The organism is Mycobacterium sp. NGS48 (assembly GCF_059812585.1).
Genome location: NZ_JCALCY010000008.1, coordinates 132,285 through 155,843, shown reverse-complemented (window position 1 = coordinate 155,843; position 23,559 = coordinate 132,285). Strand labels below are relative to the sequence as shown.

At 65.2% G+C, this 23,559-nt stretch carries 24 protein-coding genes; 19 read left to right on the top strand and 5 right to left on the bottom strand.

Annotated features, from left to right (window positions below; all coding sequences use genetic code 11):
- Positions 1–8 precede the first annotated feature (8 nt).
- The 19 genes from AC5Y42_RS16340 (at position 9) to AC5Y42_RS16250 (ending at position 19,450) form a co-directional block, all read left to right on the top strand.
- The gene (locus tag AC5Y42_RS16340) at positions 9–422 is read left to right on the top strand and encodes a nuclear transport factor 2 family protein (RefSeq protein ID WP_499899614.1); all 414 of its coding nucleotides are present in this window, start codon (positions 9–11) and stop codon (positions 420–422) included.
- Between the two features lie 21 nt (positions 423–443).
- A complete protein-coding gene (locus AC5Y42_RS16335) occupies positions 444–977 on the top strand; it encodes a YceI family protein (RefSeq protein ID WP_499899612.1) in 534 nt (177 codons plus the stop codon).
- Positions 978–997: 20 nt separating this feature from the next.
- A complete protein-coding gene (locus AC5Y42_RS16330; RefSeq protein ID WP_499899610.1) occupies positions 998–1,396 on the top strand; it encodes an Rv3143 family two-component system response regulator in 399 nt (132 codons plus the stop codon).
- A 250-nt stretch (positions 1,397–1,646) separates the two neighbouring features.
- Positions 1,647–2,024, top strand: a complete 378-nt coding sequence (locus AC5Y42_RS16325) for an NADH-quinone oxidoreductase subunit A (RefSeq protein WP_499899608.1) — start codon at positions 1,647–1,649, stop codon at positions 2,022–2,024.
- Between the two features lie 7 nt (positions 2,025–2,031).
- Positions 2,032–2,586, top strand: coding sequence for a NuoB/complex I 20 kDa subunit family protein (locus AC5Y42_RS16320; protein ID WP_499899606.1), 555 nt, complete (start codon positions 2,032–2,034; stop codon positions 2,584–2,586).
- On the top strand, positions 2,583–3,278 hold the full coding sequence (locus AC5Y42_RS16315) for an NADH-quinone oxidoreductase subunit C (protein WP_499899605.1): 696 nt from the start codon (positions 2,583–2,585) through the stop codon (positions 3,276–3,278). The genes AC5Y42_RS16320 and AC5Y42_RS16315 overlap by 4 nt, the downstream gene beginning before the upstream one ends.
- Entirely contained in the window at positions 3,278–4,618 is a 1,341-nt protein-coding gene (locus tag AC5Y42_RS16310) for an NADH-quinone oxidoreductase subunit D (protein ID WP_499899603.1), read from the top strand. The genes AC5Y42_RS16315 and AC5Y42_RS16310 overlap by 1 nt, the downstream gene beginning before the upstream one ends.
- Before the next feature lie 32 nt (positions 4,619–4,650).
- Positions 4,651–5,433: an NADH-quinone oxidoreductase subunit NuoE gene (nuoE, locus tag AC5Y42_RS16305; RefSeq protein ID WP_499899650.1), complete on the top strand. Its 783-nt coding sequence runs from the start codon at positions 4,651–4,653 to the stop codon at positions 5,431–5,433.
- Positions 5,430–6,764 carry an NADH-quinone oxidoreductase subunit NuoF gene (gene nuoF, locus AC5Y42_RS16300; protein ID WP_499899601.1) on the top strand — a complete coding sequence of 445 codons (1,335 nt, stop codon included), beginning with the start codon at positions 5,430–5,432 and terminating at the stop codon, positions 6,762–6,764. Before nuoE ends, nuoF begins: the two co-directional genes overlap by 4 nt.
- Positions 6,761–9,169, top strand: coding sequence for an NADH-quinone oxidoreductase subunit G (locus tag AC5Y42_RS16295; protein ID WP_499899600.1), 2,409 nt, complete (start codon positions 6,761–6,763; stop codon positions 9,167–9,169). The genes nuoF and AC5Y42_RS16295 overlap by 4 nt, the downstream gene beginning before the upstream one ends.
- Positions 9,166–10,419: an NADH-quinone oxidoreductase subunit NuoH gene (gene nuoH, locus AC5Y42_RS16290; protein ID WP_499899599.1), complete on the top strand. Its 1,254-nt coding sequence runs from the start codon at positions 9,166–9,168 to the stop codon at positions 10,417–10,419. The genes AC5Y42_RS16295 and nuoH overlap by 4 nt, the downstream gene beginning before the upstream one ends.
- Positions 10,412–10,978 carry an NADH-quinone oxidoreductase subunit NuoI gene (gene nuoI / locus AC5Y42_RS16285; protein ID WP_499899597.1) on the top strand — a complete coding sequence of 189 codons (567 nt, stop codon included), beginning with the start codon at positions 10,412–10,414 and terminating at the stop codon, positions 10,976–10,978. The genes nuoH and nuoI overlap by 8 nt, the downstream gene beginning before the upstream one ends.
- Complete coding sequence (locus AC5Y42_RS16280; RefSeq protein WP_499899596.1) at positions 10,978–11,790, top strand: NADH-quinone oxidoreductase subunit J; 813 nt, start codon at positions 10,978–10,980, stop codon at positions 11,788–11,790. Before nuoI ends, AC5Y42_RS16280 begins: the two co-directional genes overlap by 1 nt.
- Positions 11,787–12,086, top strand: a complete 300-nt coding sequence (gene nuoK, locus AC5Y42_RS16275) for an NADH-quinone oxidoreductase subunit NuoK (protein ID WP_499899594.1) — start codon at positions 11,787–11,789, stop codon at positions 12,084–12,086. The genes AC5Y42_RS16280 and nuoK overlap by 4 nt, the downstream gene beginning before the upstream one ends.
- A gap of 12 nt (positions 12,087–12,098) precedes the next feature.
- Positions 12,099–14,030, top strand: coding sequence for an NADH-quinone oxidoreductase subunit L (gene nuoL / locus AC5Y42_RS16270; RefSeq protein ID WP_499899592.1), 1,932 nt, complete (start codon positions 12,099–12,101; stop codon positions 14,028–14,030).
- Positions 14,027–15,574 carry an NADH-quinone oxidoreductase subunit M gene (locus AC5Y42_RS16265; protein WP_499899591.1) on the top strand — a complete coding sequence of 516 codons (1,548 nt, stop codon included), beginning with the start codon at positions 14,027–14,029 and terminating at the stop codon, positions 15,572–15,574. The genes nuoL and AC5Y42_RS16265 overlap by 4 nt, the downstream gene beginning before the upstream one ends.
- Positions 15,571–17,187 (top strand): NADH-quinone oxidoreductase subunit NuoN, encoded by a 1,617-nt coding sequence (gene nuoN / locus AC5Y42_RS16260; protein WP_499899589.1) that lies wholly within the window; start codon positions 15,571–15,573, stop codon positions 17,185–17,187. Before AC5Y42_RS16265 ends, nuoN begins: the two co-directional genes overlap by 4 nt.
- A 2-nt stretch (positions 17,188–17,189) precedes the next feature.
- Positions 17,190–17,963 (top strand): enoyl-CoA hydratase, encoded by a 774-nt coding sequence (locus tag AC5Y42_RS16255; RefSeq protein ID WP_499899648.1) that lies wholly within the window; start codon positions 17,190–17,192, stop codon positions 17,961–17,963.
- Positions 17,964–18,064: 101 nt separating this feature from the next.
- Complete coding sequence (locus AC5Y42_RS16250) at positions 18,065–19,450, top strand: 13E12 repeat family protein (protein WP_499899588.1); 1,386 nt, start codon at positions 18,065–18,067, stop codon at positions 19,448–19,450.
- Here AC5Y42_RS16250 and AC5Y42_RS16245 read toward each other — a convergent pair.
- Genes AC5Y42_RS16245 through AC5Y42_RS16225 form a run of 5 tightly spaced genes read right to left on the bottom strand, consistent with a single transcriptional unit; the run spans position 19,380 to position 23,518 of the window.
- Positions 19,380–19,871: a hypothetical protein gene (locus tag AC5Y42_RS16245; protein ID WP_499899586.1), complete on the bottom strand. Its 492-nt coding sequence runs from the start codon at positions 19,869–19,871 to the stop codon at positions 19,380–19,382. The genes AC5Y42_RS16250 and AC5Y42_RS16245 overlap by 71 nt on opposite strands.
- A complete protein-coding gene (locus tag AC5Y42_RS16240; protein ID WP_499899584.1) occupies positions 19,868–21,121 on the bottom strand; it encodes a DUF58 domain-containing protein in 1,254 nt (417 codons plus the stop codon). Before AC5Y42_RS16240 ends, AC5Y42_RS16245 begins: the two co-directional genes overlap by 4 nt.
- Positions 21,118–22,098, bottom strand: a complete 981-nt coding sequence (locus AC5Y42_RS16235) for an AAA family ATPase (protein ID WP_499899582.1) — start codon at positions 22,096–22,098, stop codon at positions 21,118–21,120. The genes AC5Y42_RS16240 and AC5Y42_RS16235 overlap by 4 nt, the downstream gene beginning before the upstream one ends.
- Positions 22,095–22,577, bottom strand: coding sequence for a hypothetical protein (locus AC5Y42_RS16230; RefSeq protein ID WP_499899580.1), 483 nt, complete (start codon positions 22,575–22,577; stop codon positions 22,095–22,097). Before AC5Y42_RS16230 ends, AC5Y42_RS16235 begins: the two co-directional genes overlap by 4 nt.
- Entirely contained in the window at positions 22,574–23,518 is a 945-nt protein-coding gene (locus AC5Y42_RS16225) for a DUF4129 domain-containing protein (RefSeq protein WP_499899578.1), read from the bottom strand. The genes AC5Y42_RS16230 and AC5Y42_RS16225 overlap by 4 nt, the downstream gene beginning before the upstream one ends.
- Positions 23,519–23,559 lie beyond the last annotated feature (41 nt).

The window sequence follows — 23,559 nt, the reverse complement described above, 5'->3', positions numbered from 1 at the left end:
GGCGACCGATGTCCGCTACCGAGTCCGGCCAGGGTGCAGAAGTCATTGTCGACGTGGCCGATCAGCTGTTCGCGGCGATCGAGCAGAGCGACGTGGCAACGCTCGAGCAGATCTTCGACGACGACATCGCGGTCTGGCGGGTCGGGGCAGGTCGCGACAACGACAAGAAACGTGCGCTCCGGGTGCTGCACTGGTTCATCGACGTCACCGCCGACCGGCGCTACGAGATCCTCGACCGCCAGCTCTTTCCCAACGGCTTCGTCCAGCAGCACATCTTGCACGCCACCGGCCACAACGGCGGATCGATCGCCTTGCGGGTCTGCATCGTGATTAAGTTGGGTGGCTCCTCGGGTTCTCGAGCCCTGATCAGCCGTATCGATGAGTACTTCGACCCGGCCGAGCTGGCGCCGCTGTTGAGCTGAGCTCGGTCAACGGAGGCATGTATGACCACTGTGGAAACACTGCTGAGCGACCCGGACGCCGCGGGGGTGTGGAACCTGGTTCCCGACCACTCAACTGTCACCTTCAAGATCAAGAACTTCTGGGGTCTGCTCAACGTCAAAGGCCAGTTCACCGAGGTCAGCGGCGACGGCCAGGTGACCGCCAAAGGCGCCGTCTTCGGCCGCCTCGACATCGATGCCGCGTCGCTGCGCACCGGCATCCGTAAACGCGACGAGCACCTGCACTCGGCCGATTTCTTCGACGTCGAGCACTACCCGCAGATCAGCGTCGTCGTCACCGCCGTGCAACCGACCACCGGCAACGGCGCCGACCTGCGGGCCGATTTCACCATCAAGGGTGTCAGCGCACCGCTGCCGCTGCCGGCCAAGATCACCGTGCTCGGCGACGGCACGGTGCGGATAACGGCGGAAACGAAGCTCGACCGGGCCCAGTTCAACCTGGACTGGAATCGGGTGGGCATGATCGGCCAGACCGCGACGGCCACGGCCGACGCGTGCTTCGTCCGGGCGACATAGCGGAGTAATACGATCTGCACATGCCTGCCACTGATGCTCTTCGGATCCTTGTGTACAGCGACGATGCGCACACCCGCGAACAGGTGATGTTGGCGCTGGGCAAACGGCTGCACCCGGATCTACCGGAGCTGAGCTACGTGGAAGTCGCGACGGGGCCGGTGGTAATCCAGCACGTCGACGCCGGCGGTATCGACGTGGCCATACTCGACGGCGAAGCCACCCCGGAAGGCGGACTGGGCATCGCCAAGCAACTGAAGGACGAAGTTGCGCAGTGCCCGCCGATCGTCGTCCTCACTGGGCGCGCCGACGACGCGTGGTTGACCCGCTGGTCACGTGCCGAGGCGGCCGTCCCGCATCCGCTGGACCCCATTCGGCTGGGCCGGACCGTGCTCGGCCTGTTGCGCGCGCCTGTTCAGTAGCGCCTCGGCATGGCCAGTCGTTCCTGCGACCACAGCTAACGCGAATCGTTGTGTTGCCGTCGGTAATTCGCGTTGAACGAGGCAGCCATTGGCGGCCACGACCGGACTTGATGCAAGCGCGATAAGCCGAGACATCACATTCGTCAAGCTGTGTTCGAGCTCACAACCAGACCCGTGAGCGGAGCCGCGCACATCATCGCTAGGCTGTGCTTGAGCTCACACCGACAGCCACGAGGGAGCGTCACGCAGGATGAACCTCTACGTACCCATCCTGGTACTCGGCGCGATCGCGATGGGGTTCGCGGTGTTCTCGGTGGCGATCGCGAAAGTGACCGGCCCGTCCCGCTACAACCGGGCCAAGCTGGAAGCCTACGAGTGCGGCATCGAACCGATCGATCAGCCGGTCAGCGGCCCACATGCGGCGCCAGGTCAGCGTTTCCCGGTGAAGTACTACCTGACCGCGATGCTGTTCATCGTTTTCGACATCGAGATCGTCTTTCTCTATCCCTGGGCTGTCAGCTATGACGCGCTGGGGTTGTTCGCACTCGTCGAGATGGTGCTGTTCGTCGTCGTCGTATTCGTCGCCTATGCGTATGTCTGGCGCCGCGGAGGCCTGAATTGGGATTGAGGTAGCAGTGGGCCTGGAAGAGCAAGTGCCCAGCGGTTTTCTGCTGTCGACCGTTGAGTCTCTGGCCGGGTATTTCCGTAAGGGCTCGTTGTGGCCGGCGACCTTCGGTTTGGCGTGCTGCGCGATCGAGATGATGTCGTCGATGGCCCCGGATTACGACATCTCCCGGTTCGGGATGGAGGTGTTCCGGGCGTCGCCCCGGCAGGCGGATCTGATGATTGTGGCCGGCCGGGTCAGTCAGAAGATGGCGCCGGTGCTCCGCCAGATCTACGACCAGATGGTCGAGCCCAAATGGGTGCTGTCCATGGGCGTATGCGCATCGTCGGGGGGGATGTTCAACAACTACGCCATCGTGCAGGGGGTGGACCACATCGTCCCGGTCGATATCTACCTCCCCGGCTGTCCGCCTCGGCCGGAGATGTTGATCTACGCAATGCTCAAGCTGCACGAGAAGATCCAGACGATGCCACTGGGCGTCAACCGTGAGCAAGCGATCGCCGCGGCCGAAGAGGCCGCACTGTCGGCTCCGTCGACGTGGGAGATGAAGGGGTTATTGCGGTGAACCAGCCGGGCAACAACCACGACGCCGAAGCTGGAGAGGTGATCGAGGTTCGCCGCGGCATGTTCGGTGCGCGCGGCACCGGCGACACCTCCGGGTACGGGGGGTTGGTACGCGAGGTTGCGTTGCCGGGCCGCAGCCAACGACCTTACGGCGGATACTTCGACGAGGTGGTCGACACCTTGACCGAGGCTTTGGAGCGCGACGGCATCGAAGCCGCCGATGCCGTCGAGAACATCGTGGTGTTTCGTGGCGAACTGACGCTCTACGTCCGTCGGGAGTTGCTGCCAGCCGTCGCCCAGTTGCTGCGCGACGAGCCGGACCTGCGCTTCGAACTGAGCTTGGGCGTGAGTGGAGTGCACTACCCGGACGACGCCGACCGTGAGTTGCATGCGGTATACCCGCTGAAGTCGATCACCCACAACCGGCGTGTGCGACTGGAAGTGGTTGTGTCCGATGCAGATCCACATATCCCGTCGCTGTTCAACGTGTATCCGACCACTGACTGGCATGAGCGTGAGACCTATGACTTCTTCGGAATCATCTTCGATGGCCACCCGTCGCTGACCCGTATCCAGATGCCCGACGACTGGCAGGGCCATCCGCAGCGCAAGGACTACCCCCTCGGTGGTATCCCAGTCGAATACAAGGGCGCACAGATCCCCCCGCCCAACCAGCGGAGGGCATACACCTGATGAGCAAGCCCACCACCCCGTCCCCTGGCACGGACGGCACTGCCGAGACGGTCCTGAGCGTCGGCGGGCAGGACTGGGAACAGATCGTCGAGGCAGCCAAAGCTGCGGATCCGGGCGAACGCATCGTCGTCAACATGGGGCCTCAACACCCGTCGACGCACGGCGTGTTGCGTTTGATCCTCGAGCTCGAGGGCGAGACGGTCACCGAAACCCGCTGCGGGATTGGCTATCTGCACACTGGTATCGAGAAGAACCTCGAATTCCGCTACTGGACTCAGGGTCCGACCTTCGTGACCCGAATGGACTATCTGTCGCCGTTTTTCAATGAGGTCGGCTTCTGCCTGGGTGTGGAGAAGCTGCTCGATATCACCGAGGCGATCCCGGAGCGCGTCAACGTGATTCGGGTGCTGATGATGGAATTGAACCGGATTTCGTCGCATCTGGTCGCATTGGCCACCGGTGGCATGGAACTGGGCGCGCTGACCGTGATGCTGTTCGGGTTCCGCGAACGCGAACTGGTGCTCGACATCTTCGAGACGATCACCGGTTTGCGGATGAACCACCAATACATCCGGCCCGGCGGGGTGTCGCAGGACCTGCCGGACGACGTGTTCCCTCAAATTCGCGACTTCCTCAAGCTGATGCCGAAACGGCTCAAAGACATCGAAGACCTACTCACCGAGAACTACATCTGGAAGGCCCGCACCAAGGGCGTGGGCTACCTCGACCTGGCCGGGTGCATGGCGCTGGGTATTACGGGGCCGGTCCTGCGTTCCACCGGACTGCCTTATGACTTGCGCCGCGTGGAGCCTTACTGCGGCTACGAAAATTACGAATTCGATGTAATCACCGACGACGGCTGTGATGCCTACGGCCGCTACCTGATTCGCATCAACGAGATGAAGGAATCACTGAAGATCGTAGAGCAGTGCATGGATAAACTCGGCAAGCTGGGGCCGGGCCCAGTCATGATCGAAGACCGCAAGATCGCCTGGCCGGCCGACCTGAAGCTCGGCCCGGACGGGCTCGGCAACTCCCCCGAACACATCGCGTGGATCATGGGCCACTCGATGGAAGGCCTGATCCACCATTTCAAGCGGGTGACCGAAGACATCTGGGTGCCACCCGGCCAGGTCTTCATCTCAGTGGAGTCGCCGCGCGGTGAGCTGGGGGTGCACATGGTCAGCGACGGCGGCACGCGACCGTATCGCGTGCATTATCGGGATCCGTCGTTCACCAATCTGCAGGCTGTCGCTGCGATGTGCGAGGGCGGATTGGTCGCCGACGTGATCGCCTCGGTCGCCAGCATCGACCCGGTCATGGGCGGAGTCGACCGGTGACGGCGCCTAACAAGACCGGCCGGGGCAAGCTGATGCCGCCGACCGCGGGCACAGACGGTGAGCGCGTTTTCATCCAGCTCGGCCGCCCGCCGGAGGAGCCGGGCCAGTTCGAGAGCGACCCCGATGCCCCCCGGTCGTATCCGGACGAGGTGCGGGCCCGACTGGAAGCCGAAGCCAAGGAGATCATCGGCCGCTATCCGCAACCACGATCGGCGATCCTGCCGCTGCTGCACCTGGTGCAGGCCGAAGACTCTTACCTCACCCCGGCCGGCCTGGCGTTCTGCGCAGATCAGCTTGGGCTGACCGGCGCCGACGTCGCCGCGGTGGCGTCGTTTTACACGATGTACCGGCGCGACCCCACCGGCGACTATCTGGTGGGGGTCTGTACCAACACGTTGTGTGCGGTGATGGGCGGCGACGCCGTCTTCGATGCGCTCAAAGACCATCTGGGCATCGACAACGACGAGACCACGTCGGACGGTTCGATCACCCTGCAACACGTCGAATGCAACGCCGCCTGCGACTACGCACCGGTGGTGATGGTCAACTGGGAGTTCTTCGACAACCAGACACCGGAATCGGCACGTGCGCTCGTCGATGCGCTGCGCTCCGGTGAACCTCCCAGGCCCACCCGCGGATTGCCGGTGTGCAGCTTCCGGGAGACCGAGCGCATCCTGGCGGGTTTCCCCGACGAGCGCCCCGACGACGGTCAGGGCGGCCCCGGGGCGGCCACGTTGGCCGGGCTTCGGGTCGCTCGAGAAAACGGGATGCAGGCCCCCGAGCCGGATAGTTCAGCCGACGGAGGCGGTCAATGACGACCACCCAGCTCACCCCCGTGTTGAGCCGCTACTGGGACGAACCCGAATCGTGGACGATCGAGACCTACCGCCGCCACGACGGCTATGTCGGGCTGCAAAAGGCCCTCGCCATGGAGCCGGACGAGGTGATCAAAGAGGTCAAGGACTCCGGGCTCCGCGGACGCGGCGGCGCGGGATTCTCGACCGGAAGCAAGTGGTCGTTCGTCCCGCAGGGAGACGAGGGGGCGGCCGCCAAGCCGCACTACCTGCTCGTCAACGCCGACGAGTCCGAACCCGGAACGTGCAAGGACATGCCGCTGATGCTGGCGACGCCGCATGTCCTCATCGAGGGCGTCATCATCTGCTGCTATGCGATCCGCGCCCGCCATGCGTTCATCTATGTGCGCGGTGAGGTGCTGCCGGTGCTCCGGCGCATGCAGGCGGCGGTGGCCGAGGCCTACGCCGCCGGGTTCCTGGGACGTGACATCGGCGGTTCCGGCTATGACCTCGACGTCACGGTGCACGCCGGCGCAGGCGCCTATATCTGCGGCGAGGAGACTGCGTTGATCGACTCCCTGGAGGGCTACCGCGGCCAGCCGCGGCTGCGGCCGCCTTTCCCGGCGGTGGCCGGGCTGTACGGCAGTCCGACCGTCGTCAACAACGTCGAGACCATCGCCAGCTTGCCGCCGATCCTGCTCAACGGCGTCGACTGGTTCCGCTCGATGGGCACCGAGAAATCTCCTGGCTTTACGCTGTATTCGCTGTCCGGACACGTCAACCGCCCAGGCCAATACGAGGCGCCGCTGGGCATCACACTGCGGGAGTTGCTCGAGTACGCCGGCGGGGTGCGCACCGGGCACCGGCTGAAATTCTGGACGCCCGGCGGGTCGTCGACACCGATCCTGACCGACGAGCACCTCGACATCCCGCTGGACTACGAGGGCATGTCGTCGGCCGGATCGATGCTGGGCACCAAAGCCCTGCAAATTTTCGACGAGACCACCTGTGTCGTTCGCGCTGCCCAGCGCTGGTCAGAGTTCTACAAACACGAATCCTGCGGCAAGTGCACGCCGTGTCGGGAGGGCACCTATTGGCTGGTGCCGATCTACGAGCGGCTGGAAACCGGCCGTGGCACGCGCGAGGATTTGGACACCTTGCTCGACATCGCTGACGTGTTGTTCGGAAAGTCGTTCTGTGCCTTGGGAGATGGCGCAGCGATGCCGGTGCAGTCGTCCATCCAGTATTTCCGTGACGAGTACATCGCACACGTCGAGCAGGGCGGCTGCCCATTTGACCCGAACGCGAGCATTTTCGTGCCGCAGCGGGAACCCGAGGGAGGAACAGCGTGACGTCGGCGGCCAACACTTCGGCCGGCGCTGATGAGCCGCGGCCCGAGATGGTGACCTTCACCATCGATGACCAGAAGTTGACAGTGCCCAAGGGCACGCTGGTCATTCGGGCAGCAGAGCAGATCGGCATCGAGATACCGCGTTTCTGCGACCACCCGTTGCTCGATCCGGTGGCGTGGTGCCGGCAATGCCTTGTCGAGGTCGAGGGTCAACGCAAGCCGCAACCATCGTGCGCGGTGGCAGCGACCGACGACATGGTGGTGCGCACTCAACACACCTCAGAAGTCGCCGACAAGGCCCAACACATGGTCATGGAGCTGCTCCTGATCAACCATCCTCTGGACTGCCCGGTGTGCGACAAGGGCGGCGAATGCCCCCTGCAGAACCAGGCCATGACCAACGGACGCCCCGAGACTCGCTTCGAGGAAGCCAAACGGGCATATCCCAAGCCGATCAACATTTCCTCGCAGGTATTGCTGGACCGCGACCGCTGCGTTTTGTGTGCGCGCTGCACCCGGTTCTCCAACGAGATCGCCGGTGACGTCTTCATCGAAATGCTTGAACGCGGTGCGCTGCAACAGGTCGGCATTTACACCGACCAACCGTTCGATTCCTACTTTTCCGGCAACACTGTGCAGATCTGCCCGGTGGGCGCGCTGACCGGAGCCTCCTACCGGTTCCGGGCCCGACCGTTCGACCTGGTTTCCAACTCCAGCGTGTGCGAACACTGCGCGTCGGGGTGCGCGCAGCGCACCGACCACCGCCGCGGCAAGGTGATGCGCCGGATGGCCGGCGACGACGCGGACGTCAACGAGGAGTGGAACTGCGACAAGGGCCGGTGGGCGTTCACCTACGCCAGGCAACGCGACCGGATCACCACTCCGCTGATCCGCGATGCCGACGGCACCCTGGTCCCCACCGCGTGGCCGAATGCGCTGGTGGTGGCGGCGCGTGGACTGGCCGCCGCCCAGGGGCGCACCGGCATCCTGGTCGGCGGCCGAGTGACGACCGAAGACGCCTACGCCTACGCCAAATTCGCTCGAATCGCATTGGGCAGCAATGACATCGACTTTCGTGCGCGCCCGCATTCGGACGAAGAGACGGCCTTCCTGTCGGCGCGGGTCGCCGGACAGCCAATCGATGTCAGCTACACCGACTTGGAAACCGCACCGGTCGTCCTGCTGGTCGGGTTCGAACCCGAGGAGGAGTCGCCGATCGTCTTCCTGCGGTTGCGCAAGGCGGTCAACAAGCACCGCACCCGGGTCTACGCGGTGGCGCCGTTCGCCGACCGCGCCGTGGCGAAGATGTCGGGAACCCTGATACCCGCCGTGCCGGGTGCCGAGGCGAAAGTGCTGGACGGACTGCACGACGGAGAGATCGGCGACCTGCTGCGGCAACGCGGCGCGGTGATCATGGTCGGAGAGCGGCTGGCGACATCACCGGGCGCCTTGTCGGCCGCGGTTCGGTTGGCCGACGCCACCGGATCCCGGCTGGCCTGGGTGCCCCGCCGCGCGGGCGAGCGCGGCGCACTGGATGTCGGTGCGCTGGCCGGGCTGTTGCCCGGTGGCCGTCCGGTGGGCGACGCGGACGCCCGGTCACAGCTTTGCGAACACTGGCACGTCGACAACCTGTCGTCGACTCCGGGCCGAGACACCGATGCGATCTTGGCCGCTGCCACCGACGGGACGTTGGGCGCACTGCTGGTCGGTGGAGTCGAACCGGGCGACCTCACCGATCCCGGCGCCGCACTGGCCGCTCTGGATGCGGTGGATTTCCTGGTCAGCCTGGAGTTGCGGCACAGCGAGGTCACCGAGCGCGCGGACGTGGTGTTGCCGGTCGCACCCGCGGCGGAGAAGTCGGGCACGTTCGTGAACTGGGAGGGCCGGTACCGCCGCTTCGGCGTCGCGCTGCGTGATAGCAATGCGCTGTCCGACGGGCGGGTGCTCGACTCGATTGCAGACGAAATGGGTGTCGCGTTGGGGCTACCCACCGTCGATGCAGCACGCGACGAACTGCAGCGGCTCGGCGCCTGGGCCGGGGACCGAGTCGCTCCTCCCGATGTTGCGCCGGGCCAGGTACCCGGCCCAGGTCGGGGCGAAGCGGTGTTGGCCAGCTGGCGAATGCTGCTGGACGCCGGCCGGATGCAGGACGGCGAACCGAACCTCGCCGGCACCGCACGCAAGCCGGTGGTGCGCCTGTCGACCGAAACGGCGGCCGAGATTGGCGCGGCCGCCGGCGATCTGGTCAGCGTTACCACTTCGCGCGGGTCGATCAGCCTGCCGCTGGACATCACCGACCTGCCGCCGCGCGTGGTGTGGCTGCCGATGAATTCGGCCGGCTCGGCGCTGCATCACCAGCTGGGTGTCACCGCCGGTGCCCTCGTGCAGATTGGAACGAGCGCATGAGCACCTTCGGCCACGACCCGTTATGGCTGATCATCGCCAAGGCAATCGCCGTTTTCGGGTTCCTGGTGCTGACCGTGCTCCTGGCGATCGTCATCGAACGAAAAGTTTTGGGCCGCATGCAGATGCGGCCCGGCCCCAACCGGGTCGGCCCCAGGGGATGGCTGCAGAGCCTGGCCGACGGAATCAAGCTGGCCCTCAAGGAGGACATCACTCCCACCGAGGTCGATCGAGTGGTCTACCTGCTGGCTCCGGTTATCTCGGTGGTGCCGGCGATGACCGCGTTCGTCGTGATGCCGTTCGGTCCCGAAGTGAGCGTGTTGGGCCATCGCACCCCGTTGCAGACGGCTGATCTCCCCGTCGCGGTGCTGTTCATCCTGGCGATGTCGTCGATCGGGGTGTACGGAATCATCTTGGCCGGCTGGTCATCCGGCTCCACTTACCCGCTGCTGGGCGGGATACGGTCCACCGCTCAGGTGATCTCCTACGAGGTGGCGATGGGGTTGTCGTTCGCGGCGGTGTTCCTTTACGCCGGGACAATGTCGACGTCGGGCATCGTGGCCGCCCAAGACCGGGTTTGGTTCGCATTTCTGTTGCTGCCGTCGTTCCTGGTCTACCTCACCTCGATGGTCGGTGAAACGAACCGGGCGCCATTCGATCTGCCCGAAGCCGAGGGCGAGCTGGTCGGAGGCTTTCACACCGAATACTCGTCGCTGAAGTTCGCGTTGTTCTTCCTTGGCGAGTACGTCAACATGACCACGGTCTCCGCGCTGGCCGTCACGCTGTTCTTCGGAGGCTGGCACGCGCCATTCCCATTCAACATGTGGGACGGCGCCAACCAGGGCTGGTGGCCGGTGCTCTGGTTCACCATCAAGGTGTGGGGCTTTTTGTTCGTCTTCATCTGGTTGCGTGCCACCCTGCCGCGGCTGCGTTACGACCAGTTCATGGCGCTGGGCTGGAAGATGCTCATTCCGGTGGCGCTGGTGTGGGTGATGGCCGCCGCGGTGATGCGCAGCATCCGCAACGACGGCTACCCGCACTGGCAAATCGTCCTGGCCATCATCAGTACGGTCACCACGCTGGCGCTATTGGTATTTCTGCATAGACGGTTCAGCGCGGTAAATATTCGCGCATCGAAGACGGTGCCGGTAACTACGGCCGTTCCGAGCGAAGGATTCCCGACCCCACCGCTGCCGCTACGCACGCGCGAGCCGGCGTCAACCGGGGTCAGCAAGGAGGATGCCGGTGGCTAGCTTCAAAGACGCCCTCGCCGGATTCGGCGTCACACTCTCGACGATGTTCAAACGGCCGATCAACGACGGCTATCCGGAGAAGAAGAAACGGGTGCCACACTGGCACGGTCGCCATCAGCTCAACCGGTACGCCGACGGCCTGGAGAAGTGCATCGGCTGCGAGTTGTGCGCCTGGGCCTGCCCGGCCGACGCGATCTATGTGGAGGGCGCCGACAACACCGACGAGGAACGGTTCTCTCCCGGGGAGCGCTACGGTCGCGTCTATCAGATCAACTACCTGCGCTGCATCGGCTGCGGCTATTGCGTCGAGGCCTGCCCGACACGGGCTTTGACCATGACCAACAAGTATGAAATGGCCGACGACAACCGCGCCGATCTGATCTACGACCGGGACATGCTGCTGGCACCGCTGGAACCCGACATGACCGCGCCGCCGCACCCGATGCCGGACGGTGCCACCCAGGCCGACTACTACCTCGGAAACGTCACCGCCGACGGCCTGCGTGACAATCCGGATCTCTTTGCCCTGCTCGACAGGGCGAGGCAAGGTAAAGCCTGATGAGCGCGTTGACCACCGAGCTGCTGGCCGCCGACACCCTCGTCCGCACCTCCACCGGTGAGGCGGCGACATTCTGGTTCCTGGGAGCGCTCGCGGTGATCGGCGCGCTGGGGGTGGTGATGGCCGCCAAAGCCGTGTACTCCGCGATGTTTCTGGCGATGACGATGCTCATCTTGGCGGTGTTCTACTTCGTGCAAGACGCAATGTTTCTCGGTGTGGTGCAGATCGTCGTCTACACCGGCGCGGTGATGATGCTGTTCCTGTTCGTGATGATGCTGATCGGGGTCGATTCGGCGGAGTCGCTGGTGGAAACGCTTCGCGGACAGCGGATCGCCTCGGTTGTCGCCGGGGTTGGGTTCGGCATCCTGCTGATCGCCGGGATCGGGTCAACGGCAATGTCTTTCGCCGGGTTGTCGGCCGGCGACAAGACCCACAACGTCGAAGGGTTGGCCGCGCTGATCTTCTCGCGCTACCTGTGGGCGTTCGAGTTGACCAGCGCGCTGCTGATCACCGCGGTGATCGCCGCGATGGTCTTGGCGCACCGGGAACGGTTGGAGCCCCGGATGACTCAGCGGGAATTGTCTATTCGGCGCTTCCAGCACGGTCACTATCCCACACCGTTGCCGACTCCCGGGGTCTACGCCCGCCACAACGCAGTCGACGTGGCCGCGCTACTGCCTGACGGCTCCTTCTCGAAGCTCTCGGTGTCGTCGGTGCTGGAGCACCGAAAGGTCGACACGTCGGGCGACGCCACCGGCCCCGGGCCGTCCAGCGGTTCACCTGACGGCTCGGAGCGGAACGGTAAGTCATGAACCCGCAGAACTACCTTTACCTGTCGGCGCTGCTGTTCACCATCGGCGCGGCCGGTGTGCTGTTGCGGCGCAACGCGATCGTGATGTTCATGTGCATCGAGTTAATGCTTAATGCCGTCAACCTGGCGTTCGTCACCTTCGCCCGCCTGCACGGGCATCTCGACGGCCAGATGGTCGCGTTCTTCACAATGGTCGTCGCCGCATGCGAAGTGGTGGTCGGTCTGGCCATCATCATGACGATCTTCCGTGCCCGCAAGTCGGCCTCGGTCGACGACGTGAACCTACTCAAAGGGTGAGACCGCGGCTCCATGACATATCTGACACATCTGAGCTGGTTGCTGGTGGCACTGCCGTCGGCGGGCGCGTTGATCCTGCTGTTGGGCGGCCGGCGTACCGACCGATGGGGACACCTGCTGGGTTGCGCCACCGTCCTGACGTCGTTCGTGATGGGTCTGCTGCTGCTGACCGACATGCTCGGTCGGGCCGGGTCCGAGCGGACCATCCATCCCAACTTGTTCAGCTGGGTGCCGGTCGCCGGCCTGCACGTCGACTTCGGGCTGCAGATCGACCAGCTCTCAATCTGTTTCGTGCTGTTGATCAGCGGCGTTGGTTCGCTGATCCACATCTACTCGATCGGGTACATGGCCGAAGATCCGGACCGCAGAAGGTTTTTCGCGTACATGAACCTGTTTGTCGCCGCGATGCTGTTGCTGGTGGTCGCGGACAACTATCTGGGGCTCTACGTCGGCTGGGAGGGCGTCGGGCTGGCGTCCTACCTGCTGATCGGCTTCTGGTACGAGCGACCGACGGCGGCCACCGCGGGCAAGAAAGCGTTCGTGAGCAATCGCGTCGGTGACTTCGGCCTGTCGCTGGCCATGTTCGCGATGTTCGCCAGCTTCGGCACACTGCAATTCGACGGCGTCTTCGCCGCGGCGGATACCGCCGGGCGCGGCATGCTGACCGCGATCGGATTGCTGCTGCTGCTGGGGGCGTGCGCGAAGTCGGCCCAGGTGCCGCTGCAGGCGTGGTTGTTCGACGCCATGGAGGGTCCCACCCCGGTGTCCGCGTTGATCCACGCCGCCACCATGGTGACCGCCGGGGTGTATCTGATCGTGCGGTCCGGCCCGCTCTACGACCTTTCCCCCGACGCCCGGCTCGCGGTGGTGGTGGTCGGTGCGGCCACCCTGCTGTTCGGGGCGATCATCGGCTGCGCCAAGGACGACATCAAGCGCGCGCTGGCCGCGTCGACGATCAGCCAGATCGGATATATGGTGCTGGCCGCCGGCCTGGGCGCGGCCGGCTACGCGTTCGCGATCCTGCACCTGCTCACCCACGGCTTCTTCAAGGCCGGGTTGTTCCTCGGATCCGGCGCGGTGATGCACGGAATGAACGACGAGCAGGACATGCGCCGCTATGGCGCCCTGCGCGCGTTCCTGCCGGTCACGTTCGCTACGTTCGGGTTCTGCTATCTGGCGATCATCGGGATACCGCCGTTCGCCGGCTTCTACTCCAAAGACGCGATCATCGAGGCCGCGCTGGGCACCGGCGGAGTACAGGGCGGGATTCTTACGGTCGCGGCGGTACTGGGCGCCGGCATCACCGCGTTCTACATGACCCGGGTGATGGTGCTGACCTTCCACGGCGAAAAGCGTTGGGCCACAGAGCAGAGCGAGGTGACTGCGGATCGCGCACTCCAGCATCCGCACGAAGCGCCACGGGTGATGACATGGCCGATGATCGTGCTCGCGGTCGGCGCGGTGTTCTCCGGCGGTCTGCTGGCGATCGGCGGCACCCTGCAGCACTGGCTCGCGCCGGTCGTCGAACCGATCGCCGGTAACCATGAAGCCGCACATGCCATCCCGGCGTGGGTCAGCGCCGTGGTGACTCTGGCCGTCGTGCTGGTAGGCGTCTTCGTGGCCTACCGGATGTACGCGACCCGACCGATACCCGAAACGGCGCCCACCGATGTGTCCGCGCTCACGGTCGCCGCCCGCAAGGACCTGTACGGCGACGCCTTCAACGAGGAGGTGTTCATGCGGCCCGGTGGGCAACTCGCGCACGCGCTGGTCGAGACCGACGACAGAGGCGTCGACGGAACGGTCGGCGCGCTGGCGACCGGGGTGAGCCGAATGTCGGATCGGCTACGCGGTGTGCAGACCGGCTTCGCCCGTAGCTACGCGCTGACGATGCTCGCAGGCGCGGTTTTGGTCGTCGCGGTGATCCTGGCGGTGCAGCTGTGAACACCTTTCCCTGGCTGAGCGTGCTGTGGCTGGTGCCGATCGCCGGTGCGGTACTGGTGATCCTGCTGCCGGCCGCATCGCCGCGGCTGGCCAAGTGGGCGGGCCTGGTCGTCAGTCTGCTGGTGCTGGCGCTGGCGATCGTGATCACCGCGGGTTTCAAGACCGGTGGCGAACCCTATCAATTCGTCGAGTCCCATTCCTGGATCCCGGCATTCGGCGCGGGCTACACCCTCGGCGTCGACGGTATCGCCATAGTGCTGGTGCTGCTCACCGCGGTGCTGGTGCCGCTGCTGATTTTGGCCGGCTGGAACGACGGCGGCGAACGCACCCGCGGCGTGCACGCCTATGTGGCGCTGACGCTGACCGTCGAGTCGATGGTGCTGATTTCGCTGATCTCACTGGACGTGTTGCTGTTCTATGTGTTCTTCGAGGCGATGCTCGTCCCGATGTATTTTTTGATCGGTGGCTTCGGCAACGGCGAAAACCGCTCCCGTGCGGCATTGAAATTCCTGCTGTACAACCTGTTCGGCGGCCTGATCATGCTGGCCGCAGTGATCGGGGTGTATGTAGTGACCGCGCAGCACGGTACCGGCACATTCGATTTCCGGGAAGTCGTGCACATATTCTCGCCGGGTTCGACAAGCGTCGATCCATTGGTACTCAAAGCGCTGTTCGGCGGCTTCATGTTCGCCTTCGCGATCAAGGCGCCGCTGTGGCCGTTCCACCGGTGGCTGCCCGACGCCGCAGTAGAAGCCACGCCGGCGAGTGCGGTGTTGATGATGGCGGTGATGGACAAGGTCGGCACCTTCGGGATGCTGCGCTACTGCCTGCAGTTGTTTCCCGACGCCTCAACGTATTTCCGGCCGCTGATCGTCGTACTGGCAGTCATCGGTGTGGTCTACGGCGCGATGGTGGCGATCGGCCAGTCCGACATCATGCGGCTGATCGCCTACACGTCGATCTCACACTTCGGGTTCATCATCCTGGGTATCTTCGTGATGACCAGCCAGGGCCAGAGCGGTTCGACGCTCTACATGGTGAACCACGGACTGTCCACCGCGGCGGTGTTCCTGATCGCGGGATTCCTGATCACTCGGCGCGGCACCCGATTGATCAGTGACTTCGGCGGTGTGCAGAAGGTGGCACCGGTGCTGGCCGGCACCTTCCTGGTCGCCGCGATGGCCACCCTGTCGCTACCCGGGCTGGCGCCGTTCATCAGCGAATTCCTGGTTCTGCTGGGCACATTCAACAGATACTGGCTGGCGGCGGTGTTCGGCACCACCGCGCTGGTGCTGTCGTCGATCTACATGTTGTGGCTCTACCAGCGCGTGATGACCGGGCCGGTCACCCAGGGCAACGAACGGATTCGTGACCTGGTGCCCCGCGAGGTCGTGGTCGTCGCGCCGCTGCTCGCGCTGTTGTTATTCCTCGGGTTCTACCCCAAACCGGTGCTGGACATCATCAACCCGGCGGTCGGGCACACGATGACCACGATCGGACAGTACGATCCCGCGCCGCATAATGCGGAAGGACCGGCACGATGAACACGCCCAGCGTCGAATACTCCCTTCTGTTACCGATGTTGATCGTCTTCGGCGTTGCTGTGATCGGCGTTCTGGTAGAAGCGTTCCTGCCGCGCCGATTCCGTTACGGCGCGCAGATGACGCTGGCCCTCGGCGGATTGGTCGCCGCGTTCGCCGCGATCATCGTGGTCGCCGCCAACATCCCGGTGGCGGGTCGGAGCGCCCTGGTGGGGGCGGTCGGCGTCGACCGCCCGGCGTTGGTCTTGCAGGGCACGGTGGTCCTGGTCGCGATCATGGCGGTCATCTTCATCGGCGAACGTGCTCTGGTAGCCAATGCCGCCGGACCCGGTGCCGCCGCCGTGGTGACCGGCGACAGCGATACGAGTGCACGGGTCGCCGAGCATGCCACCGGGCTGGATTCCTTTACGCCGCAAGCATCCGCGATCCCCGGCAGCAAGGGCGAGCAGGATGCGATACGGGTAGGGGTGACTCAGACCGAGGTTTTCCCGCTGACCATGCTGAGCGTCGGCGGAATGATGGTCTTCCCCGCCGCCAACGACCTACTGACGATGTTCATTGCGCTGGAAGTCCTGTCGCTGCCGCTGTACCTGCTGTGTGGGCTGGCCAGGCACCGTCGGTTGCTGTCTCAAGAGGCGGCGATGAAGTATTTTCTGCTCGGAGCGTTCTCGTCGGCATTCTTCCTCTACGGCGCGGCATTGCTCTACGGTGCGAACGGCACACTGGCGATATCCGGCATCCGGGATGAACTGGCCGCGCGCGGTATTGATTCGTTGACGTTGATCGGCGTCGCCCTGTTGGCGGTCGGACTGCTGTTCAAGGTCGGTGCCGTTCCGTTCCACTCCTGGATTCCGGACGTCTACGTCGGAGCTCCGACTCCGATCACCGGATTCATGGCCGCGGCAACCAAAGTCGCCGCGTTCGGCGCGCTATTACGCGTGGTCTATGTCGCGCTGCCGCCGGTGCACATGGAGTGGCGGCCGGTGTTATGGACGATCGCGATTCTGACCATGGTGGTGGGGACCATCACTGCGGTGAACCAGACCGACGTCAAGCGCATGCTGGCGTATTCGTCGGTCGCCCACGTTGGCTTCGTGCTTACGGGCGTGATCGCCAACATCCCGGCCGGTGTCTCATCGACGATCTTCTACCTGATCGCCTACAGCTTCTCGACGGTCGGCGCATTCGCCATCCTGGGCCTGGTCCGCAGCACCGACGGCCACGAGGACGCCGACATGTCGCGATGGGCCGGGCTGGGGAGGCGTTCCCCCATTGTCGGCGTGATGTTTTCGATGTTCTTGCTGGCCTTCGCGGGCATACCGTTGACCAGCGGCTTCGTCAGCAAGTTCGCCGTGTTCAAGGCCGCCGCCGAGGGCGGTGCGGTACCGCTGGTAGTCATCGGCGTGATCGCCAGCGGTGTCGCAGCGTACTTCTACGTGCGGGTGATCCTGTTAATGTTCTTCACCGAACCATCGCCTGACACACCGCATGTCGTGGTGCCGGGAGTGTTGAGCAAGGCCGCCATCGCGGTCTGCGCCGCGGTCACCGTCGTCCTGGGGATCATCCCCCAGCCGTTGTTCGACCTAGTGGATCAAGCCACCCAGTTCGTCAGATGACCATGACCACTCAACAGCTGGTCCTCGTCGACGACGCCGGTCCGGTCCGGGTGTTGAGCCTGAACCGTCCCGAAGCGCGAAACGCGTTGAACAGCCAGCTGGTCGAGACGGTGTATGCCGCGCTGTGCGAGGCCGACGACGACCCGTCGGTGCGGGTGGTGGTGCTCACCGGTGTCGACCCGGCGTTTTGTGCCGGGATCGACTTGAAGCAGGCGCAGCGCGAGGGCGTGGCGTATTTCGAACGAATCCGCTCACGCAGCTGCATCGCACGAGTGGCGCAGATGAATAAGCCTGTTGTCGGCGCGATCAACGGCCCGGTGTTCACCGGTGGCCTGGAGATGGCGCTGGGCTGCGATTTCCTGATCGCCTCGGAGCGCGCGGTCTTCGCCGATACCCACGCCCGGGTAGGTATTTTGCCCGGCGGCGGAATGACGGCACGGCTGCCGCAGTTGGTCGGCCTGGCGATGGCGCGTCGACTGTCGATGACCGGCGAGGTCGTCGACGCGTCACGTGCCGAGCAGATCGGACTGGTGACCGGGGTCGTTCCGCATGCGCAGTTGCTACCTCGGGCGGTCGAGTTGGCGGGCCAGATCGCCGAGGTTCCTGCCCCGATCATGGCTGGGCTCAAGGAGATCTACCTCAAAGGATCGGCCGCAGTGACCGATCCGGCGCTGGCCGCCGAGCAAGCGATCTCCGGTGCGCGGTCGGACACCACTGATCTTGGTGCCCGCTATGCCGCGATCAGCGAACGCAACCGCCGGCAGATCCGTCGGTAATCCCTCGGGCACTTATCCACAGTTGCGGTTTCATCCACAGGCCGGTCTTCGCGCTGAGCGCTGGTCGCGTAGTTGTCACCGGTGTTTCATAGCGTCGAAGCATGGGTGCAGCATTGGGCGCGGAGTTGGCACGGGAGCGCATCAGCGCCGCTCTCGACGCGATCGATGCTGCTCATGACGTCCTGCGCGAAACGTCGTCGGACCTGGTGGGCAACAACTTTCGGGTGGATGTCGCGGAGCGGCTGGAAACCCAGGAGCGAACTAACCGCGGACTGATGTACCGATTCTTCGGCGAGATCGCAGACCCTCCCGACGAGACCGAGTCCACCGCACAGGTGCGCGCCGCGCTATGGAAGCGGCTGCGGATCACCCCGCATGAAATCACCCGCCGTTGTAGGCTCGCGGCCCGAATTCGACCCCGCCGCTCGCTGACCGGCCCGCCGGTGCCCCCGGAGCTACCGGAGTTGGCGGCGGCGGTGCAGGCCGGCGCTGTCGGCGACGATCACATTCGTGCGGTGTGCCGGGCTGTCGACGAGCTACCTGCCCGGGTAGCGCCCACCGAGGTAGCACAGGCTGAACGCAGGCTGGTCCACGAAGCGACTAATAGCGATGCCGGGATCGTTACCAGGGTGGGGCAGCGCATCGTTGATTACCTCAATCCGGATGGCAACTTCACCGACGAGGATCGTGCGCGCCGCCGCGGCTTGCACCTCGGCGCGCAGGGTCCCGATGGCATGTCTCGGTTGTCCGGATTGCTCGATCCCGAGACCCGCGCGTATTTCGAAGCCATCGAAGCGGCCGTGCGGCCAGGCCGTCACCAACCCGAGGGTAACCGTCCCGAGGCGCCCGATGACCGCATCCCGTCCCAACGATGCCACGACGCGCTCAAGCTCGGCCTGAAAACCGCCATCGCGTCGGGCGGACTCGGTGTGCATCGCGGCCACCCGGTCACCGTGGTCGTCGCCACCACGCTCGCCGAACTGGACCGTGCTGCCCACGCTGTTGCAGATCCGTCGATCCCGATGCCCGCGTTCGCCAGCACCGGTGGCGGGTCCAGGCTACCGATGCGCGATCTGATCCGGATGGCCGCCAACGGAATCCACTATCTGGCGGTGTTCGACGACCACATCAAGCGGCCACTGTATCTGGGTCGGCAAAAACGCGTCGCCACCGCCGACCAACGATTGATCTGTTACGCCCGTGACCGCGGCTGCACCCGCCCCAACTGCGTAGTACCCGGTTATCGCTGCGAAGTCCACCACGAGCCGGAGTGGGCGCGGGGCGGCCGCACCGACGCCGACAAGCTGTTCTTTGCGTGTGGCTGCGACCACGGCATGACCACTCGCGGCGAACAACGCACCACAGTCACCGAAAGCGGCCGGCTCGGCTGGACCGACGGCACCGGCCCGCCCGAAATCAACCATGCTCATCATCCGGTCGAACTTCTGCGGGGCGGCCCTGACCCGCCGGCGCCGGATCAACGGTGAACGGCCGGATCGCCAACAGGTAGATCGCCAAGATCGCCAGCGGCGCGGCCAACGGCAGCCATGGCAGTTGCAAGGGAAACGCGGTCGCGACCAATCCGACCAGCGTGAAACCAACGGCCCCAATGAGAGCCGACCCGCTGAGGGTATCGAGCCCGGTGCTTGTACTGACGGCGTGCCGTAACAGCAGATAGGCCGCTGCAGCCAGCCCGGACGCCGCGACCAGCGTGGGCGCGGGATTGGACACAATGACGGCAACCACGGTCAGCAGCACCGCAAGTGTTGCGGCCGGCCGAATCAGTGTTCCGGCGACCACCGCAACCAGCGCAAGGAGCGTGACGACGAATGTGGCGGCCTGCGAGCCTATTCCGACAGCTGCCACCATCAGCAGCCCGCAGGCGATCGACAACACGCGGGCGATCATCGTCGCCCCGACACCGGGCGCCGATGGTCAGGGACCGCACGCATCGATTGGTCCAAGGTGTGATCGGCCTGCCATGCCACCACGTCGACACCGATGGTGGCCATGTCGCGATACATGGCCGACCGCTGCAAGGTCCACAACCGGCCGATCAGCGGGTCCTGCCGATCCTCAAACGGCGAGCCCTGCAGGACGTCGACGGCCACCACGACGTGACCGCGCTTCCGCAAGTCGATCAGCGCCAGTGCGAACTCGGTGTCCAGCAAGGTGGAGAATGCGACGACGATCGCGCCCGGCGGAACGGCGGCGCGCGGTGCGAGAGTGCCGGTGGTGGTTTCGAATTCATCGCCCTCGCCAAGCACCGTATCGAGCACCCGATAGAACTGGCGCTGGCCGATGTCGGCGCCCAGCCATCGCGGCCGTCGACCGCCAAGCGCCACGATGCCGGTGCGATCACCGTTGCGCAGTGCGGTCTGCACCACTTGAGCGGCGCCTCGCACGGTGCGCTCGGTCGCTTCTGTCGCCGGGCCGGGTGGTTGCGAATAAGTGTCGACGAGCACCACCACGTCGGCAGCCCGATCGGTCAGCCGTTCGGTCACATGCAGGCTGCCGCGCCGAGCGCTCACCGGCCAGTTAACCGTGCGCAACTGATCGCCGGGCACGTAGGCGCGAATATCGGCGTATTCGACACCGCGGCCGATGTGCCGGGTGAGATGGGTGCCCAGGCGATCGAGCAGTTCGGTCTGCGGCAGCGTCGTGGGCTGCGGGGGCGCTATCGGAAACACGTTGACGTGGGCGGCATCTGCGGTGGCGGTCCCGACCAGCAACCCGCCATGCGCGACGACGTCGACCGTGGCCCGGATCGGGTAGCGGCCCCAGCGGTCGGCGGTGGCGGCGACGGTTTGTCGCTGAGCAGAGGGCCGGTCGAGCACTGCGAGTTGCATGCCGTCGACCGCCGACACCGTGAGACCCACTGCCACACCGGGGCTTTCGGTGGTCGCAGTCACGCTCAGCTGCGTCTGCTCGGACTCGAAGCAGCGCAGCGAACCAGGTTCGGCGTGCACCCGAACCTTGGGCAGCTGCCGCTGCCAGCCGATCGAACACAACACGCCCAGCAACGGCGCGGCGAACGCCAAAAGCTGCCACTGCGACGCGACCAGCGCCGCCACCAAAGCCGCGCCCGCGCAACTGGCCACCGCTCTAGTCAGCGCCGACGCGCGCCAACGTAACGTGACCTCGTGGATTTGGGTCACGTCGCCGCACCGCGCGCCCGCGGAACCGGTAAGCGGCGCAACAGTTCTTCTACGACGTCTGAACCCTGAATCCGCCGCACCCACATCTCCGGGCGCAGCGTGATCCGGTGCGCCACAGCCGGGACAGCGAGCGCTTTGATGTCTTCGGGAATCACGTAATCGCGTCCGAGCAGCAGCGCGCGGGCGCGTGCGAGCTGCACCAAGTCGAGTTCGGCGCGGGGACTGGCACCGACCGCGACCTGCGGATGGTGTCGGGTCGCCGCGGCCAGCGAGACCACATAGTGCAGAACATCTTCGTGCACACTTACCTGCTCCACCGATTCCCGCATCGCCAGCAGATCATGGGCATCGACAACCTGGTTCACCGTCGGTTCGGCCGAGCCACGGTCGAGGCGCCGGCGCAGCATCGACGTCTCGTCACGCTCGGAGAGGTAGCGCAGTTCGAGGCGAACCGCGAACCGGTCCAGCTGCGCCTCCGGCAACGGATAGGTGCCCTCGTATTCGATCGGGTTGTCGGTAGCCAACACGATGAACGGTGTTGGGAGCCGGTGAGTTTGACCGTCGATGCTGACCTGGTTTTCGGCCATCGCCTCCAGCAACGCCGCCTGGGTCTTGGGTGGCGTCCGGTTGATCTCGTCGGCCAGCAGCAGATTGGTGAAAATCGGTCCGGAACGGAACTCGAAACGTCCCGATTGCATGTCGTAGACGGTCGAGCCAAGCAGATCGGCCGGCAGCAGATCGGGGGTGAACTGGACGCGAGTGAAGCCAAGCCCCAGCGCCGCGGCAAACGATCGCGCGATCAGCGTCTTGCCCAGACCGGGGAGGTCCTCGATGAGCACATGACCACGGGCCAGCACCGTAGTGAGGATGAGGGTCAGGGCGGAACGCTTCCCGACCACCACGCGCTCGATTTCGTCGAGCACCGCCTCGCAGCGGGCAGTAGTCACCTCGGCGGGCCCCACCGTACCTCCAGTCATACCTGCTCCAACCGTTGCAGAATTTCCTCGAGCGCTGCTCGACCGGGGCCGGGTTCTTTGCCCCCGGTCTGCGCGACGTTGTTGGGGTCCACCCATGCCCACAGCTGCGGGCCCAAAAGCATTCGCCCGGTAGTAGAAAACGCCGCCGGGTCTTTGGACTGCTTCTGCCCGGTAGCGATGGCGAACCGCCGGGCCAGTATCGGACGCAGATGCCGATCCCAGTCGGCCCGATTGGATTCCGACCACCGAATCAGTGTCTCGTTGCGGGTCAGCCAGCTACGCAACGACTCCCCCAGCTCATTTCCGGTGGCGACGCGCGGCGACTCGTCCTGGTGACCGATGAACCGGCGAATATTGATCACCGCCAACGCCACCGCCGCGCCGGACATCCACAGCACGAGTCGACGGTCGGGCAACACCAACATCGCCGCCTCCACCGCGACGACAACGCACACACTCAAGATCGCCAGGCGCTTCACACCAGGCTCCGTAATTCAGCGAGAACCAACTGCAGCACGTCTGCCGCGGTCTGGCGATGGCTCTCGTTCATGACATGCGGGCTGAACCGCGCCTCGGCGAATAGCTGGACCAGCTGAGCGGCGTTATCGGCATGCAACGCACGATGTTCGACGGCCCGGGCCAGCACTTCGGTCGGAGTGTCGAACTCCTGCGGCGCAGCGTCGGGCACCTTGGCCAGTTCGCGCTCCATCGCCGCGTAACACGCGATGATCGCTTCCCGCGGCTCGCGGCTCAGGTCGCCGACTTCGACGAGGCCGACTTCTGCTGCGCGGACAAGTGTTTCGGAGGCTGCGGTGGAAGCGGGCAGCTCAGCCGATTCGACGGGGGCAATGCGCGGTTCGGTGCCGCGTCGTCGGCGGGCGGCGACGACTCCGCCCCCGACGAGTAACACCAGGAGCGCCACCGTGCTCGCGACGAGATAATCCAGCACGTCGTCGTCAGTGTCTGGCTCCCGCGGCTGCTCAGGCGGAGGCACGGTGTCACCGGTCGGCAGCTGGGTGTTCGGCGCGGTTCCATCTGGGAGTTGTGCAATGCCGTGTGGCCCGAAAAACCGCGTCAGCAGCCACACCAGCAGCAGCCACCCGACCAGGACCGCGGCTGCGACCAGCAATACCCGCCAGCCGGGCCGTCCGGCGCTACCGCCGAAACGTTCTGGCAGACCGCCGGCGCTGGTAGCCGGCGTGCGCGGATCACGGAGTCGGGCGATGACGGCCGCGCCGACGATCACCAGCGAGATGGCCAGCAGCGCGACCACATACACCAGTGAGGCCGAACTGCGCGGCGGTTCGTGCCGCGGCGCGCGTTCGACGCCGGGCAGATATCCGCGCAACGCCGCAGCCACGACGATCAAGAGCACGATCACGGCGACGACGCGGCCTGTCGCCTTATCGATCAGGGGCATCGGCACACCACTCGACCGGTTGCCTGCCGCGTTTGCGGCAT